The organism is Streptococcus sp. A22, from assembly GCF_043674215.1.
GTDB lineage: Bacteria > Bacillota > Bacilli > Lactobacillales > Streptococcaceae > Streptococcus > Streptococcus suis_V.
This window is the reverse complement of the sequence record NZ_JBIMJQ010000002.1, coordinates 43,509-60,500: the sequence shown is the minus strand read 5'-3', so window position 1 is coordinate 60,500 and position 16,992 is coordinate 43,509. Positions and strand designations below refer to the sequence as shown.

The following is a 16,992-nucleotide window of genomic DNA, read 5'->3' as shown; positions in this document are numbered from 1 at the left end:
AATGTCATGCGATTAGATAAATTTTTGGTGGACTGCGGTGTCGGCAGTCGGACCGAGGTCAAAAAAATCTTGAAAAGCAAGCAAGTCACGGTCAACGGACAAGTGGAGACGTCGCCCAAGGCTCAGATCGATGAGCAGGCTGACCAGATAGCAGTTGCAGGTCAAGGATTGACGCATGAAAAATATGTCTACTATCTACTCAACAAGCCCAAGGGCGTCATTTCGGCGACAGAGGACGACAGGCATCGGACGGTTTTGGATTTGCTGGATGACACGGATCGTCACAAGGAAGTTTTTCCAGTTGGGCGACTAGACATTGACACCCACGGACTCCTGCTCTTGACCAATAATGGTCCTTTGGCTCATGTCATGCTGTCGCCCAAGAAACACGTGGATAAGATCTATCAAGCTCAGATTGACGGAATCATGGATGAGGCAGATAGGCTTGCTTTTGAAAATGGGATTGAGCTGAAAGATTTTGCCTGTCAACCAGCCAAGCTGGAGATTCTTGCCCTAGATGAGGAAAAAAATCAATCTACCGTCCGCATCACGATTCGAGAGGGCAAATTTCACCAGGTCAAACGTATGGTGCAGGCGCGTGGTAAGACGGTTACGGATTTACAACGCTTGTCCATGGGACCCTTGCGCTTGGATTCGCAATTGGCTCTGGGAGATTACAGAAGGTTGACAGTGGAGGAGTTGACCAGTTTGGAAGGATTCGGAGTGGAGCTGTAAACTCTGTGGCTTCTATGCCTACTTTGAAGTAAATGAAAAAAATCTGCTCACTGGCAGATTTTTCTTTATCCCAAAATAATGGGATGGAGATAGGTCAAGAGGGTAAAACTGATGAGGGCATAGAAGATGGCGTAGCGGATGGCTTGGATAGGTTTGTGGAAACGGATGAGAGCCAAAGCGCACCAAACAATCAGAACGGTAATGAACCAACCTGATAGGAGTCGCAGGGGTGTTGGTCCGTAGAGGTAGATATAGATGCCAAACAATTTCCAAGCGGCTAATAGGGCAAAGAGACTGGCGCTGATAAAGACCAAGGTCAGGAGCAAGCGGGTGCTTTTTCGCTCCCAGAGTGGTTTGTCCGCAAAGATATAGGCCCCTGCTAAGACTGCAAAGTTGACCAAGCAGACCCGGACCAATTGCCAAAAACCTGTAACAGCAACTGTCGAGGCAGTCTGAGGAGAAATGCCATTGAGTGCCAGCAAATCCCCAATTTCGGTCAAACTGGTGACGAAAAAGAGCAGGTAGATGGTCAATAAACTGCCCAGTAGGAGATAGACAGACAGGGTAGGAAAGATACGTAGCGGTTTCAGTTGGTCCTGAAATTGCGAATAGGTCAGTGATTTTTTCGGATAATAGAGCAAGCTGCCAGCTACCAAGCCGAATAACCAAGCACCGACAGGTAGAGAGAAGATAAAGCGTCCGAAAAGGAGATTGAAATCCCAGCCAGAAAGCAAACCTTGAATGAAATTGTCAATCCATTTCCCGAGGTCGCCAGTTGCTAGAGAGAAGGTTTGTGATACCTGCGACAGCTGCTGCCAAACAAAGTAAACAAGGAAAAAGGTGAGAATGGAGCTGACAGTTAAGAGAAGGATAAAGCGGAAGCGGGCAAGTGATTGTCCGGTCTGTTCTGGTTTATCTTCTTTAAAAGTCGCAAAATGCAGGCGAAGTAAGAAGTGTTTGAAGGGCAAGAGGATAAAACCTTGTAGCACATCATACCAGAAGAGAACACCAATTCGTCCTTGTGCCAGCCAACCATTTCGTGCGAGAACATAACAGACGAAACTGGTGTGGAGAGCTAGCAGTTGTAACATCTCAATCGATTCGCGAAAGTCCCAAATCGATAGGGCTAAGGCTTGCAGCAGGCAGGAGCTGGCAAAGATGATACTTTCTAAGTTAGGCTTGTTTAATCTTTTTTCCGTGGATAAAAATTGTCCGAGCTCCACCAGCGCTATCATTCCCAAGCTAAAGAGAAGGAGAAGTCGAGGCTGGTAATCGAAGAAAATATAGATATAGAGATAGGCCAGTAGGTAGCTGAGCCAGCGTCCAGTGTTAAAGACCTGTCTTTCAGCCGGAGTCAGCTGGGCAATCCGGTTCTTTGTCGGGGAAAGAGCGGGATTGATTGGGGAAATGGTCTGGTCAGAAATGCTTTTAACCTTCATGTTCATCCTCCTCATCGGGGACATATTCTAAAATATCCCCCGGTTGGCAGCCCAATTCACGGCAGAGGGCATTTAAGGTCGAAAAACGGATGGCCTTGGCCTTGTTATTTTTCAAAATCGACAGGTTGGCAGGCGTCAGCTCAATCAATTCTGCCAGACGACCGGCGCTAATCCGCTTTTGAGCCATAATAATATCTAAATTGATTTGTATCATAAGCCCTCCTTAAATCGTATAGTCAACTTCATCTTGCAGTTCGACGGCTTTACCAAAGGCATTGCGAACAACGCGCATGACCAAGGTCAAGGCGAGACCAGCAACTGTAATTAAGAGCATGGGCACGTAGCAAGTGACCCCCAGACCGAATGAAATCAGGGTAGCAAGCGCCATTTCCCAGCCCAAGACTTGTAAACTGCGGACATTTTCTGCGACGAATACTTGATTTTTCCCGATGCGCGCCACCAATTGGTAGAGATGGAAGAGGAAAATCAGCGCCAAAAAGCCCAAAAGATAACCGAAAATCAGCAGGGTCAAGTAGCGCGTGTCTCCTTGGAGCAAAGGAGAAGGGTAGATGATAACCAAATCAACTACCCATGTACCCGTGCACATGAGCAGGATGGAGGCCAAGAAGAGAAGGATTAAACAAGTTTTGGTCAGACTGATACTCCAGTCTTCATAGGTCGGATGTGGTTGTGACATAAAAACTCCTTTGTGATTTTTCTCTAGCATACCACAGAATTTATCGAATTTCAATAAAAAAATAATGAAAAATGATATATTTTTATTAAAAAAGGATAAAAAATAAACAGAGCAAGTCGTATAGGAAGCTCTGCCATTTGCCAAAACAAAAGAAAAAAATCGGTCAGAACAACCGATTTCTAGTTTAAATATCTGCTGGTGCAAAGACGACCTGTCCATTTTCAAAACGGTCAATTCTAGCCAGAGATGTGACAGGAACGCCGGCATCAATGAGCAGTTGACGCCCGTCTTGGAAGGATTTTTCGATGACAATGCCGACACCGACCACGGTAGCGCCCGCTTGCTGGATAATGTCAATCAAGCCCTTGGCTGCCTGTCCATTGGCCAAGAAATCATCGACAATCAGCACCTTGTCCTCTGGACTGAGGAATTTGCTGGCGATGGAGACGGTCGAAGTGACTTGTTTGGTGAAGGAATAGACCTCTGCCGTCAAAATGCCTTCTGTCATCGTAATATTTTTATGTTTTTTAGCAAAAATCATTGGCACATCTAAACTTTCGGCTACATAAACAGCTGGAGCAATACCTGAAGCTTCAATGGTGACGACCTTTGTAATGTCCTTGGAGCGATAGGCATCTGCCAAGACCTGCCCCATTTCCTTCATCAAGCCAAAATCAACCTGATGGGTCAAGAATGAGTCAACTTTTAAGATGTTTTCTCCTAATATCTGACCATCTTTTAAAATACGTTCTTCTAATGTTTTCATGGCTATTCTATCCTTTTCGCTATACTTTGGTGTATTATAACATTTTTTCACCTAATTACAAACAAAAAAACGAACATTTAACTCAAATATTTGTATGTATTCTTTTTAAATGGATAAAAAACGAATATTATTATTAAAAATTATAAAAACGTATTGAAATGGATTTCTTTTTCTGATAAACTAAAACCATTATTTAGGAATGATGAAGGAGAAATCATGTCTCAGAAAACAAGAACGGAGCAGTCTTCCGAAATGCTATACGGAATTGATCAACAACCACCAAAAGGGATGGCTGTTTTGCTTGCTTTTCAGCATATTTTAGCAGCTTTTGCAGGAATCATCGCAGTGCCTCTTGTCGTTGCAAGTGCCTTGGGATTATCGGTAGAAGATACGTCTATTATGGTATCGGCTTCAATCTTTGTTGCTGGTATTGCCACCATTTTGCAATCGAAAGGTATTGGCCCAGTAGGTTCACGTGTCTCTGGTATGATGGGGACGGACTTTACCTTTGCCAATCCAGCGATCAGCGTTGGTAGTCAGTTGGGAATTGCTGGTATCGTGGGTGCAACCATTGCTGGTTCATTTGTAGAGATTGCTCTCAGTCGTTTTGTGAAACCCTTGATGCGTTTCTTCCCGCCACTGATTACAGGAACAGTTGTCGCTCTTATCGGGATTACCCTCTTGCCGGTCAGCATGGATTGGGCAGCGGGTGGTGTCGGTGCGGCAGACTATGCTTCTGTTGAAAATGTCAGTATTGCCTTTACCGTCTTGGTCTTTACCTTGGCTTTAAATCATTATGGTAAAGGAATGCTGAAAACAGCCTCTGTTTTCTTTGGGATGGTTTTTGGTTACATCTTGTGTATTTTTCTTGGAAAAGTTGATTTATCGGCTGTTGGAGAAGCAGCCTGGTTTGCTCTTCCTAAAATTTTCCATTACGGTGTAAAATTTGACCTATCTTCCATTCTAGCCTTCATTCCAGCCTATGTCGTATCCTTGATTGGTACAGTCGGAATTATGATGGCCATTGGAGAAGCCTCAAATCAAAAGATTTCTTCTGAGCGGGCAGCAAATGGTGTTCTGGCAGACGGAGTTGGTTCCTTGATTGCTGGTGTTTTTGGGGCTGGTCCAAATACAGCCTTCTCACAAAACGTTGGCCTTATTACTTTGACAAAAGTTGCTAGTCGTCATGTTATGATTCTTGCGGGTATTATTCTTACTTTACTTGGTGTCTTTCCAAAATTATCTGCCTTGATTTCCATCATGCCCCAACCTGTTCTTGGTGGTGTTGGCATTATCATGTTTGGTTTGGTAGCTGCCCAAGGAATTAAGACTCTTGCAACGATTAAAATTGGGGACCGTGAGCTCTTGATTATTTCCATTGCCTTTGCGCTTGGGATTGGAGTGACCGTTCGTCCAGAATTATTGAGTCATCTGCCATCAGCTCTTCAAATGGTCTTCTCATCTGGTATTTCAACAGGAACCTTGGCAGCTCTCTTACTTAATGTTGTTTTGAAAGAAAAATAAGATGAAATAGGCTATCCTCGTGATAGTCTATTCTTATAGATAGTTATAATTTTTTGCTATTGGCCGAGAGAATTTGGTTTTGGTATACTAGGAAGAAACGACTATTGGAGGAATTTATGTCAGTAGAAGAATGGAAACAAGCACCGATTGCGATTTTGGGAGCAGGTGCGGTTGGAAAGGCTGTAGGAGCGGATTCTAAATTGGCTGGGAATCGGGTGCATTTATTTGAATTGCCAGAATTTGCGGGACAAACCTTAAAAAATCTGGACAAGACAGGGATTACCTTGACAGGAGGACAAAATAGTCTTTACGGTTTTGAGCGTAGCGGACGTGCCTTTTTTGACCTGGTGACAGACCGCATTGAAGAGGCTGTTGCGGGAGCTAAAATTGTCATTGTGGCGGTGCCGTCCATTGCCCATGACCAATTTTTTGAAGCCTTGGTGCCTGTCTTAGAAGATGGGATGATTGTTCATATCATTCCAGATAATTTTGGCAGTTTGAAACTTCGTAAGAAGATGAGAGAGTTGGGTTGTCAGAAGCAGGTGATTGTCGGTGGCTGGACCAGTGCCCCTTATGGAGCCCGAATTGTCAGGGAGGGCGGGGTCATGACGCCTAAAATCGAGTTAAAATATCGGGCCATTACGCTTCGGGGTGCAGCTCTGCCCATGACCGACCAAGAACTCTTCCTAGAAAGTTCGCAGGCGATTGGAGCTTTTGATGCCATTACGGAAGGGGATGGTGTGACGGGCGGACAGACTGTTTTGGATGTTGGTTTTAGCAATGTCAATCCAGTCCTGCATTGTCCTGGTACGATTTTGGGAGCTAGCGTGATGGAGAATTTTGGTCGGATTTTCGGTGGAAATGATCCGCTCCAGTACTCGATCTATTCGCACGCTTACAGTGAATCCGTGGCAGAAGTGCAATATGCCTTCTATCTAGAACAGGTGCAGCTGGCGGAGGCGATTGGTGTTGATTTGCTTCGTTATCCCAAGGAGAATTTTTTGTCGCGGACCAGTATTTTGGGTCCAGAGTATATGGGTGATGACTGCATTGTTCCCTTCGACCAGCAGTTTCCGATGGCTTATGGGACTGGCCCCTTCACCATTCAGGACCGCTATGTGACAGAGGATGTGCCTGTTGGTTGCCATATCTATCATGAATTAGGTAAGAAATACGGGGTGGCCACTCCAGTTATTGATAGTATGATTGTCTTGGGCTCCGTCATGACAGGTCGAAAATTTTTTGAAGAAGGCTTGACCTTGGAAGACTTGGATTTGGCCCATTTGAGTAAGGAAGAGACCTTGGCTTACTTGGAAACAGGACTCTTTCGAGAGCGGGAGGTATAAATGACACATTTCAGAGCGAGTATTGAGAATGCAGGGTAGCTGGACCAGTTTTATCAGGTGCAGGATGCTTCTGTGGCAGGATTTTCCATTGGAATTATTACCATTGACTTTAACTATGTCAAATTACCGGGCAATGTTGCCAATGCGACCACCTTCTCCTTCCCGGTCGTCTATGAGGACATTGTTTTGGAAATAGAAGACCTCTTCAATGGTGAGGAGAAATTGTTGGACATGGTCATTGAGGCTGCTAAGAAGCTGGAGAAAAAGGGTGTGCGGGCTATTGTCGGTGCCTGTGGCTATTTCAATCATTTTCAGGAGCAGGTGCGGGATGCGGTAGCGGTTCCTGTCTATCTGTCCAGCGTTCTTCAGATTCCCTTGATTAAAATGGGGCTCAAGCCAGACCAGAAGATTGCGGTTCTGGTAGCAGACGGAGAGGGGGCCAATGCCTCTATTTCAGACTGTATTGTCAAGGAAATTGGTAGCTTGGAGAGCTTTGCTCCTATCCGCTACAACAAGCCTTATCTGGACAACGGTCGCTTGAAGGCGGATCTAATCGCAGTTGTGCAGGAATTACGTGCCAATCATCCAGAAATTGGGGCGATTTTGCTGGAATGTAGTGACCTGCCTCCCTATGCGGCGGCTCTCCACCGAGCAACTGGCCTGCCAGTCTTCGATTTCACCACCTTGATTAACTGGGTGCATTCGGCAGTGGTCCGCAGGGAATTTTACGGGTATATGTGAGGAGAAAAGATGGTCAATAATATTGACTATCTTACTTTTTCTGGTAAAATAGTAAAAAAAATGACTAATTACAGGAGCAGAGCGACGATGACAGAATTGAGACAGCGGAGTAAAGACTTGGCCCGTATCTTTGACCAGCAGGTCGGGCTCTACGAGGGTTATGCACGGCGACAGGGGCTAAACGGCAAGTGCCTATCGATCCTTATGTGGCTCTATTATCATCCCGGAGGTGTGACACAGAATTTGGTCAGTAAGAAGACTTACTCTAGTAAGCAGGTGGTCAATGCCACCATTAAGAAATTTCTGGATAAGGGCTATGTTTTTTTTGAGGAAAATCCAGCAGACAAACGGCATAAGAAGGTCAAATTGACCGAGGCTGGCCGTGTCTATGCCTGTCGGATTTTGGACCCCTTGGAAGAAGCGGAAAAAACAGCCCTGTCCCAGTTCAGCTTGGAAGAACAGGAGCAGTTACTGGACCTCTTTGGTCGCTATGGACAGGTCTTGACGGAAATCTTAGGAGGAGAAACCAATGATTGAGTACCAAAATGTGTCCTTGACCTATCAGGTCAACGGACCAATCTTGAAGAATTTGACCTTTGACATTCAAGAGGGAGAATTCTTTGTCCTGATTGGACCAAGCGGGAGCGGAAAAACAACGACGCTGAAACTGATCAACCGCCTGATTGAGCAGACAGATGGAGATATTCGGATTCAGGGCAAGCGGCTGAAAGACTTTGACCTGCGTGAGCTACGCTTGGAAACTGGCTACGTCCTGCAACAGATTGCTTTATTTCCAAATATGACAGTGGCTGAAAATATTGCTCTTATTCCTGAGATGAAGGGGATGAGCAAGCAAGATATTCTAAAAAAATCCAGAGAGCTTTTGACCAAGGTAGGTCTGGAGCCGGACAGCTATTTGGACCGTCTGCCCAAGGACTTGTCTGGGGGAGAAAAACAGCGGATTGGGATTCTGCGGGCCATCATTGCCAATCCCAAGGTCTTGCTGATGGATGAGCCTTTCTCAGCCCTAGACCCTATTAGTAAAGGGCAGTTGCAGGACTTGATCAAGGACTTGCATGAAGAGTTCAAGATGACAACGGTTTTCGTCACGCATGATATGAACGAAGCGGTTAAGCTGGCAGACCGTATCTGCTTGATGAGGGCAGGAGAAGTGGTTCAATTGGGTACGCCTGATGAACTTCGTAACCAGCCTGCTAATGACTTTGTTGTTGAATTTATGAAAAATCGGGGAGGTGCCTAATGGATCAGTTGGTAACAACCTTTCTGGAACGCAAGGCAGACTGGCTGACAGCCCTCTTTGAGCACCTGCGGATTTCCCTTCTGGCCTTGATTATTGCTATTGCCATTGCGGTGCCACTGGGCTTGGTCTTGTCTAACAAGAAAAAGCTGACCGAGTGGAGCTTGCAGGTGACAGGAGTATTTCAGACTATTCCCTCCTTGGCACTGCTGGGACTTTTCATTCCCTTTATGGGTATCGGAACGCTGCCTGCGGTGGTGGCTCTGGTCATTTATGCCATTTTCCCCATTTTGCAGGGGGCTTTGACTGGACTTTCAGAAATCGATCCCTCGCTAGAAGAGGCTGCGACAGCCTTTGGAATGACCAAGCTAGAAAAACTGCGTAAGTTTCAGTTGGCTCTAGCCATGCCTATTCTCATGTCTGGCATTCGGACGGCAGCCATTATGATTATCGGGACGGCAACCCTTGCTGCCTTGGTCGGTGCGGGTGGTCTGGGCTCTTTTATCCTCTTGGGAATTGACCGAAATGATTCGGCCCTGATTTTGATTGGGGCGGTGTCGTCGGCAGTCTTGGCAGTCCTCTTTGGCTCGGTCATCAAGTTCTTGCAGGACAAGAAGCCTCGTACCATTCTGGCGGCTCTCTTGGTGACACTTTTGGCAGTCGGAGCTAGCTATGTTCCGCTCAACCAATCGTCATCGAAAAAGCTAGTCATCGCTGGGAAATTGGGGGCAGAGCCTGAAATCCTCATCAATATGTATAAACTCTTGATTGAAGATCAGACGGATATTGAGGTGGAGCTGGAGCCAAACTTTGGCAAGACTAGCTTCCTCTATGAAGCCCTCAAATCAGGCTCGATTGATATTTACCCTGAATATACTGGTACCATTACGACCACCCTTTTGACTAGTCCGCCGTCTGATTTGTCCAACAATCCTGAGGAGGTTTATACCTACGCAAAAGAAGCGATTTTGAAGCAGGACGACTTGGTTTATTTGGCTCCGACAGATTTTCAAAATACCTTTGCCTTGGCGGTGACGGAAGACTATGCTCAAGATCATGGTCTAGAAAAGATTTCGGATTTGGCAAAAGTGCAGCAGACAGCTGTCGCAGGCTTCTCTTTGGAGTTTAATGACCGAGAGGATGGGAATGTCGGTCTGACCAATCTTTACGGGCTCAATCTTAATGTCAAAACCATGGAGCCTGCCCTTCGCTACGAAGCTATTAAAAATGGAGATGTGCAAATTGTCGAAGCCTTCTCGACAGATAGCAAGGTGGTCACTTACAAACTGAAAATCCTGGAAGACGACAAAGAGCTCTTCCCACCCTATCAGGCCGCTCCGCTATTGACCAAAGAAACCTTAGAGAACTATCCTGAGTTGGAGCAAGTTTTGGGGGCTTTGGCGGGCAAAATCTCGACCGAGGAAATGACTCAGATGAACTATGCGGTCGATGTGGAAGGCGAGTCGGCAGAGCAAGTGGCTAGGGAGTACCTCGAGAAAGAAAATCTACTAAAATAGGAGAAAATACTATGTCACATCAACTAGAAAATGCTAAAAATCTTTACCTTCGTGGCATTCGCGACGGGGAAATCAAGGAAGTTCATGAAAACTATATGGGAGCCACTTACACTCAGCACAGTACGGGTGTTCCTGATGAGAAAGAGGGCTTTGCGGCTTTCTTTGCGGATTTTTTCAAACGCAATCCCAAGCGGGAAATCAGCATTGTGCGTGCCATTGAAGACGGAAATTTTGTCTTCGTCCATGTCCACCAGAAACTCAATGACGGTGAGGCTGAGTGGGTGACGGCGGACATTTTCCGTTCAGATGAAAACGGCCGTATCGTCGAGCATTGGGATGTCATTGATGCCTATCCAAAAACCATTGGCCAAACAGACCCGATTTATGCCGACTTTGAGTTGACAGACCTAGACAAGACCGAGGACAACAAGAAAATCGTCCGTCGTTTCTTGGTCGATGTCCTTCAAAATGGAGAAATCGAGAAGTTTGACGACTATGTGGCAGCGGACCTGATTCAGCACAACCAAGAGATTGCCCAAGGCGGTGCGGCCTATAAGGACTATCTTGTCGACAATCAAGTCAACTACGACTTTGTCTTCAAGGTGATGGGACAGGGTGACTATGTGGTGGTGTACTCGAAAGTCTGGATTGCAGGTCAGGACTATGCCCACTTTGACATCTACCGCCTCAAAGACGGCAAGATTGTGGAGCACTGGGACAACAAGGAAGTCATGCCAGAGAAAAAAGACTTGACCAATCTAGGGAAGTTTTAAGAGGGGATGTCTCCTTCTTTTCTCTTGACTTGTTTGGTTTTTCGGTTGATAATAGAAAAAAAGATAGTGGAGTAGTTGTTCATGCTTAAATACCTTCGTGCTCTTCCCTTGATTGTGGTGGCAGGTGCTGTTGTATATCTTTCAATTTGGATGTGGATTGATAATGGGGATTGGACTTACATTTTTGCCAGAGTGTCTGGTATGACGGAGAAACATGCTAACAATCTGTCGCTTATTGCCATCGCCATTCAGTCCCTCTTTTTTACGTCCGATTGGTTTTATAGTCGTATCCGTTCCTTTCTAAATCGTCGTTTGGAAAAAGCCAGAGGGCTCAATCGGCAGATTTATCTGGGCTACAAGGCTGGAGTTGAATTCCTGATGGCTCTGCCCAAACGGACCATCTTGTTTAGCTTTTACCTGCTCTTGACTATTTTGGAAAACCTAGGTGTGATTGATAGTGCCAAAGACTATGCGGTGGTCATTGTGTTTATTATTGCCGTGGACCGTGTGACTAAAATCTGGCCAGAAGAAAAGCGGAGGATGATTGAGTTTAGTCAGAAGATTAAGAAACGGATTCAGAGTGTGGGATAAGTCAAGATTAAATATTTTAAGAAGGCAAGGCCGCCTTCTTTTTTGTTAAAAAAACCAAACAAAATGTAATATATATATTGCAAAATAGAAAATATAGTGTATAATATAACTATAAAAATACGAAAGGAGGACGGCTATGATATGAAGAACATACGACTTAAGCTGGCTCGTGTAGAAAAAGATATGACCCAAGGGGACTTAGCGGAGGCTATCGGAGTGACCCGCCAGACCATCGGTCTGATTGAGGCGGGGAAATACAATCCCAGTCTTAGTCTTTGTCTATCGATTTGCCACTGTTTAGGGAAAAGTTTAGATCAATTATTTTGGGAGGAACCAACTAATGAAAAAAATTGTGACTGATGAACGTGTTCGACAAGAAGAAAACCAAGTCTTTGCCTGGGTGGGCAGAACCATGAATATTCTTTTGCCTCTCTCATTTCTTCTCAAGAGTGTGGTTTTAAAGTGGTCTTTTGAGACCTATGTTTTTGAACTGGTTGCCATGCTGCTGATCTCAGCATATCTCTTTTATGGCTACTGGAAGAAGGGGATAGACATGGAACGGGGGCCTGTTTGGCAAGGCTACCTCTATTTAGGAGGGGTAATCGTTGGTACAACTATCTTAATGGCTTGGAATAACTACCAGACTTACGGCCAGCATTATACTGGTATTTGGGATGGACATTTTTGGGCAGTCGTTTTAATATTCTTTATTTCTATGACCTGTCTTGTTCTGCTATTGCTGAACATAGTATCTTGGGTAAATACCTACCGTCAGAAGCAGGTGGAAAAAGAGTTGGAAGAAGAGTTTGAATAGACAATTGAGTTCGCCTTTCCTGCTCTGCTATTTTCCCGAGCAACGCTAAAAAGTCTCGAAAATTCCTTGCCAAAAGTAAGTGCTTATGTTACAATACCAAAAGCGTAGGTTTTTAAACTCATCCCGTGAGGTGAGAAAGACAACAGGATAATTCATTAAGGGCCTATGACTATGTATATTTAGAAAGTCTGGGTCTTTTTGTGTGCCCAGAATGGGAGATTTATGAGTACAAAAGCCAATCTTTTGTTTGATGTCCATGAGAAACCAGCACCGCTTCAAGGGATTTTGTTGAGTTTCCAGCACGTGTTCGCTATGTTTGGTGCGACGATTTTGGTGCCGCTGATTCTCGGTATGCCCGTGTCCGTTGCCCTCTTCGCATCAGGTGTCGGGACTTTGATTTACCAAGTAGCGACACAGTTTAAGGTGCCGGTTTACTTGGGTTCATCCTTTGCCTACATCTCAGCTATGGCTCTTGCTATCAAGGAAATGGGTGGCGATGTGTCAGCTGCGCAGACAGGTATTCTCTTTGTCGGCTTGATTTATGTCTTGATTGCTGCACTTGTTAAAGTTATCGGCACCAAGTGGATTGACAGTCTCTTGCCACCAGTTGTTATCGGACCTATGATTATCGTTATCGGTCTGGGTCTCGCCAACTCTGCCGTGACTTCAGCAGGTTTTGTCGCAGACGGTGACTGGAGAAATGTCGTAGCGGCTATTGCTACCTTCTTGATTGCGGCTTTTGTCAATACCAAAGGGAAAGGCTTCGCCAAGATTGTTCCCTTCTTGATTGCCATTGTCGGTGGTTACGTGATTGCCATCTTCCTCGGACTAGTTGACTTTACACCCGTTTTGGAAGCAGCTTGGTTTGAATTACCAGGTTTCTATCTACCATTTGAAACAGGTACTTTCAAATCCTACAATTTCTACTTCGGTCCAGAAATGATTGCCATCTTGCCAATCGCAGTGGTGACCATCGCAGAGCATATCGGAGACCACACGGTTCTCAGCCAAATCTGTGGTCGCCAGTTCTTGAAAGATCCAGGTCTCAGCCGTACCTTGATTGGTGACGGTGTGGCGACTGCCGTATCTGCCTTTATCGGCGGACCTGCTAACACGACCTACGGTGAAAACACAGGGGTTATCGGTATGACCCGCATCGCATCAGTATCTGTTATCCGTAACGCAGCCCTGATTGCCATTGCCTTCTCATTCTTGGGTAAATTTACAGCCCTTATCTCAACCATTCCAAGTGCCGTTCTTGGTGGTATGTCTATCTTACTTTACGGGGTTATCGCCTCAAACGGTTTGAAAGTTTTGATTGAGAGCCGTGTTGATTTCGGTCAAGTCCGCAACCTGATTATCGCAAGTTCGATGCTGGTATTGGGTCTTGGTGGAGCAGTTCTTAACATCGGTGCCATTACCCTTTCAGGAACAGCCCTCTCAGCCATTGTAGGTATCGTCCTCAACCTCATCTTGCCAAAAGCAGAATAAGTTAAAGTAACAGTCAGCGAAAGCTGGCTTTTTTTGAAAATAGCAGAGCTACTCAGCTAGTTTTCAAATCAGTTGACAAAAAGGACAATCCTTGATAGAATAAATGAGGTCCAAAAGGACAAATCTAGCTTTTTCTTGGTTACAGGTCGCCAACCTGTCACTCGGTTTAGGCTCAAAAACAAAGGAGAACATATCATGGCAATCTCAAAAGAGAAAAAAAATGAAATCATGGCACAATATGCTCGTCATGAAGGCGACACAGGTTCAGTTGAAGTACAAGTAGCAGTACTTACTTGGGAAATCAACCACCTTAACGACCACATCAAACAACACAAAAAAGACCACGCAACTTACCGTGGTTTGATGAAAAAAATCGGTCGCCGTCGTAACTTGTTGGCATACCTACGCCGCACAGACGTAAACCGTTACCGTGAATTGATTCACTCACTCGGACTCCGTCGTTAAGATAGGATACAAAAGCCGTCAAAAACGACTGAAAAATAGGAAACTGCCATGTCTTCGGACATTGGCAGTTTTTCTTCTTCGCTAGGATTTTAGCTCGCTCCAACAGTCTTGGGATAGACTGTTGGAGGTTGGAAATGAAGCGAACGTAGTTCGTGTCAACACAGTCTTGGGATAGACTGTTGGAGGTTGGAGATGGAGCGAACGTAGTTCGTGTCAATACAGTCTTGGGATAGACTGTTGGAGGTTGGAGATGAAGCGAACAAAGTTCGTGTCAACAATTCAGCAAGAGCCTGTTTTTCAGGTTCTTTTTTGTTTTCCCGTTTTCTCTTTTTTACGAGTTTTTAGGTTGTGTAAGGTATTGATTTCTACTTTAATTTCTCGTTTTTGAGTTACTCATTCGTTTTTCAACTTATTTTAGCAGAAATTACTTTCTCAATTTCCCACATTTTCCTTCAAATATGATAAAATATGAGGTATGCGTGGTTTTGTGCAAAAGAGAGTGAAACAAGCTTGTTTGATTGTCTTTTGTAGAAAACACGCAAGAAAAATTTCAGAAAAAATAGGAGACAATTCATGTCAAAACAAGTATTTGAAACGGTTTTTGCTGGCAAAAAATTGTTCGTTGAAACAGGTCAAGTTGCCAAACAAGCTAACGGTGCGGTTGTCGTTCGCTATGGGGACTCCACAGTCTTGACTGCGGCGGTTATGTCCAAAAAAATGGCGACGGGAGACTTCTTCCCCCTCCAAGTCAACTATGAAGAGAAAATGTACGCTGCTGGGAAATTCCCAGGTGGCTGGATGAAGCGTGAAGGCCGTCCGTCAACTGATGCGACCTTGACAGCTCGTTTGATTGACCGTCCGATCCGCCCTATGTTTGCGGAAGGATTCCGTAACGAAGTCCAAGTCATCAACACAGTGCTTTCTTACGATCCAGATGCTTCTGCTCCAATGGCAGCCATGTTTGGTTCTTCATTGGCATTGGCAATCTCAGACATTCCTTTCAACGGTCCAATCGCAGGTGTGCAGGTCGGCTATGTCAATGGTGAACTCATCATCAACCCTGACAAGGCTCAGATGGAAGAGTCACTGCTCGACTTGACAGTGGCTGGTAACAAAGACGCCATCAACATGGTAGAATCTGGTGCCAAAGAATTGTCAGAAGACATCATGTTGGAAGCTCTTTTGAAAGGTCATGCGGCCATTCAAGAACTCCTTGACTTCCAAAACCAAATCGTGGCAGCAGTCGGCAAGGAAAAAGCAGATGTGGAACTTCTTCAAGTGGATCCAGAATTGCAGGCTGAGATTGTTGCAGCATACAATGATGATTTGAAAAAAGCGGTGCAGGTTGAAGAAAAATTGGCCCGTGAAGATGCGACCAATGCGGTGCGTGAAACCGTCATCGCAGCTTACGAAGAAAAATACGCTGAACACGAAGAATTTGACCGCATCATGCGTGACGTTCATGAAATCTTGGAGCTCATGGAGCACGCAGAGGTTCGTCGTTTGATTACAGAGGACAAGGTCCGCCCAGACGGTCGCCGTGTCGATGAAATTCGTCCTCTAGATGCAGAAGTGGACTTCTTGCCAAACGTTCACGGCTCAGGCCTCTTTACCCGTGGTCAAACGCAAGCTCTTTCTGTCTTGACCTTGGCTCCAATGGGTGAAACACAAATCATCGACGGTTTGGATGATGAGTACAAGAAACGCTTCTTGCACCACTACAATTTCCCACAATATTCAGTTGGCTCAACTGGTCGTTACGGTGCACCAGGTCGTCGTGAAATTGGTCACGGCGCCCTTGGTGAGCGTGCTCTTGAGCAGGTATTGCCTAGCTTGGAAGACTTCCCTTACGCAATCCGCTTGGTGGCAGAAGTCTTGGAGTCAAACGGCTCTTCTTCACAGGCTTCTATCACAGCTGGTACCCTTGCCCTCATGGCCGGTGGTGTGCCAATCAAGGCACCAGTTGCAGGGATTGCCATGGGTCTGATTTCAGACGGTACCAACTACACTGTCTTGACCGATATTCAAGGTCTTGAGGACCACTTCGGCGACATGGACTTCAAGGTAGCTGGTACCCGTGATGGTATCACAGCCCTTCAAATGGATATTAAAATTGACGGTATCACACCACAAATTTTGGAAGAAGCCTTGGCACAAGCTAAGAAGGCACGTTTTGAAATCCTCGATGTCATCGAAGCGACGATCCCAGAAGTTCGTCCTGACTTGGCACCAACTGCACCGAAGATTGACACTATCAAGATTGATGTGGACAAGATTAAGATTGTCATCGGTAAGGGTGGCGAAACCATCGATAAGATTATTGCAGAAACTGGCGTGAAAATCGATATTGACGAAGACGGTCTTGTGGCTATCTTCTCACCAGATCGCGCTGCGATTGAACGGACCAAGGAAATCATTGCAGGTCTTGTTCGTGAAGCAAAAGTGGACGAAGTCTTCCAAGCAAAAGTCGTTCGTTTGGAGAAATTCGGTGCCTTTGTCAACCTCTTCGACAAGACTGATGCTCTGGTCCACGTTTCTGAAATGGCTTGGACCCGTGTCAATAAACCAGAAGATTTGGTTGAAATTGGTGATATTGTTGATGTCAAAGTTATCAAGATTGATGATAAAGGACGTATTGACGCTTCTATGAAGGCTCTTCTTCCAAAACCAGAAGGTTATGTGGAGCCAGAAAAACGCGAGCGTTCTGACAAACCTCGCCGTCCAAGAGACCACAAAGAGAAAAAAGACAACAACTTTGGCGAATTCAAATTCCACAAGGTTGAAAAGAAATAAGCTGAGTAGACAAGTTCGGTAGCGGGCTTGTCTTCTCGCTAG

At 45.4% G+C, this 16,992-nt stretch carries 18 protein-coding genes; 14 read left to right on the top strand and 4 right to left on the bottom strand.

Annotated elements, in window-relative coordinates:
* Nucleotides 1–6 precede the first annotated feature (6 nt).
* Nucleotides 7–735 (top strand): pseudouridine synthase, encoded by a 729-nt coding sequence (locus ACHBHN_RS01125; protein WP_105160294.1) that lies wholly within the window; start codon nucleotides 7–9, stop codon nucleotides 733–735.
* Nucleotides 736–800: 65 nt separating this feature from the next.
* Here the strand turns inward: ACHBHN_RS01125 and ACHBHN_RS01120 are convergent, their stop codons facing one another.
* The 4 genes from ACHBHN_RS01120 to ACHBHN_RS01105 all read right to left on the bottom strand — a co-directional run bounded on the left by ACHBHN_RS01120 (nucleotide 801) and on the right by ACHBHN_RS01105 (nucleotide 3,637).
* A complete protein-coding gene (locus ACHBHN_RS01120; RefSeq protein ID WP_172094780.1) occupies nucleotides 801–2,174 on the bottom strand; it encodes a DUF4153 domain-containing protein in 1,374 nt (457 codons plus the stop codon).
* The gene (locus ACHBHN_RS01115; protein WP_105111283.1) at nucleotides 2,164–2,388 is read right to left on the bottom strand and encodes a helix-turn-helix transcriptional regulator; all 225 of its coding nucleotides are present in this window, start codon (nucleotides 2,386–2,388) and stop codon (nucleotides 2,164–2,166) included. The genes ACHBHN_RS01120 and ACHBHN_RS01115 overlap by 11 nt, the downstream gene beginning before the upstream one ends.
* A gap of 9 nt (nucleotides 2,389–2,397) precedes the next feature.
* The gene (locus ACHBHN_RS01110; RefSeq protein ID WP_105160296.1) at nucleotides 2,398–2,871 is read right to left on the bottom strand and encodes a DUF2975 domain-containing protein; all 474 of its coding nucleotides are present in this window, start codon (nucleotides 2,869–2,871) and stop codon (nucleotides 2,398–2,400) included.
* Nucleotides 2,872–3,055: 184 nt separating this feature from the next.
* Complete coding sequence (locus ACHBHN_RS01105; protein WP_394733464.1) at nucleotides 3,056–3,637, bottom strand: xanthine phosphoribosyltransferase; 582 nt, start codon at nucleotides 3,635–3,637, stop codon at nucleotides 3,056–3,058.
* Between the two features lie 216 nt (nucleotides 3,638–3,853).
* Here ACHBHN_RS01105 and ACHBHN_RS01100 point away from each other — a divergent pair, with 216 nt between their 5' ends.
* The 13 genes from ACHBHN_RS01100 (at nucleotide 3,854) to pnp (ending at nucleotide 16,950) form a co-directional block, all read left to right on the top strand.
* Entirely contained in the window at nucleotides 3,854–5,161 is a 1,308-nt protein-coding gene (locus ACHBHN_RS01100; RefSeq protein ID WP_394733463.1) for a nucleobase:cation symporter-2 family protein, read from the top strand.
* A 116-nt stretch (nucleotides 5,162–5,277) separates the two neighbouring features.
* Nucleotides 5,278–6,507 (top strand): NAD/NADP octopine/nopaline dehydrogenase family protein, encoded by a 1,230-nt coding sequence (locus tag ACHBHN_RS01095; protein ID WP_105160299.1) that lies wholly within the window; start codon nucleotides 5,278–5,280, stop codon nucleotides 6,505–6,507.
* Between the two features lie 72 nt (nucleotides 6,508–6,579).
* On the top strand, nucleotides 6,580–7,248 hold the full coding sequence (locus tag ACHBHN_RS01090; RefSeq protein WP_394733462.1) for an aspartate/glutamate racemase family protein: 669 nt from the start codon (nucleotides 6,580–6,582) through the stop codon (nucleotides 7,246–7,248).
* An 87-nt stretch (nucleotides 7,249–7,335) separates the two neighbouring features.
* The gene (locus ACHBHN_RS01085; protein ID WP_105111301.1) at nucleotides 7,336–7,785 is read left to right on the top strand and encodes a MarR family winged helix-turn-helix transcriptional regulator; all 450 of its coding nucleotides are present in this window, start codon (nucleotides 7,336–7,338) and stop codon (nucleotides 7,783–7,785) included.
* Entirely contained in the window at nucleotides 7,778–8,509 is a 732-nt protein-coding gene (locus ACHBHN_RS01080) for an ABC transporter ATP-binding protein (protein WP_105111277.1), read from the top strand. The genes ACHBHN_RS01085 and ACHBHN_RS01080 overlap by 8 nt, the downstream gene beginning before the upstream one ends.
* Nucleotides 8,509–10,023: an ABC transporter permease/substrate-binding protein gene (locus ACHBHN_RS01075; RefSeq protein WP_394733461.1), complete on the top strand. Its 1,515-nt coding sequence runs from the start codon at nucleotides 8,509–8,511 to the stop codon at nucleotides 10,021–10,023. Before ACHBHN_RS01080 ends, ACHBHN_RS01075 begins: the two co-directional genes overlap by 1 nt.
* Before the next feature lie 11 nt (nucleotides 10,024–10,034).
* The gene (locus ACHBHN_RS01070) at nucleotides 10,035–10,796 is read left to right on the top strand and encodes a nuclear transport factor 2 family protein (protein ID WP_105160303.1); all 762 of its coding nucleotides are present in this window, start codon (nucleotides 10,035–10,037) and stop codon (nucleotides 10,794–10,796) included.
* Between the two features lie 81 nt (nucleotides 10,797–10,877).
* Nucleotides 10,878–11,387, top strand: coding sequence for a hypothetical protein (locus ACHBHN_RS01065; protein WP_105160304.1), 510 nt, complete (start codon nucleotides 10,878–10,880; stop codon nucleotides 11,385–11,387).
* 141 nt (nucleotides 11,388–11,528) lie between these two features.
* Entirely contained in the window at nucleotides 11,529–11,747 is a 219-nt protein-coding gene (locus ACHBHN_RS01060) for a helix-turn-helix transcriptional regulator (RefSeq protein WP_024378860.1), read from the top strand.
* Nucleotides 11,728–12,201 (top strand): DUF6773 family protein, encoded by a 474-nt coding sequence (locus ACHBHN_RS01055; RefSeq protein WP_105160305.1) that lies wholly within the window; start codon nucleotides 11,728–11,730, stop codon nucleotides 12,199–12,201. Before ACHBHN_RS01060 ends, ACHBHN_RS01055 begins: the two co-directional genes overlap by 20 nt.
* A gap of 222 nt (nucleotides 12,202–12,423) precedes the next feature.
* Nucleotides 12,424–13,692, top strand: coding sequence for a solute carrier family 23 protein (locus ACHBHN_RS01050; protein WP_105160306.1), 1,269 nt, complete (start codon nucleotides 12,424–12,426; stop codon nucleotides 13,690–13,692).
* A gap of 195 nt (nucleotides 13,693–13,887) precedes the next feature.
* A complete protein-coding gene (gene rpsO / locus ACHBHN_RS01045) occupies nucleotides 13,888–14,157 on the top strand; it encodes a 30S ribosomal protein S15 (protein WP_002938849.1) in 270 nt (89 codons plus the stop codon).
* Between the two features lie 573 nt (nucleotides 14,158–14,730).
* Entirely contained in the window at nucleotides 14,731–16,950 is a 2,220-nt protein-coding gene (gene pnp, locus ACHBHN_RS01040) for a polyribonucleotide nucleotidyltransferase (RefSeq protein WP_394733460.1), read from the top strand.
* Nucleotides 16,951–16,992 lie beyond the last annotated feature (42 nt).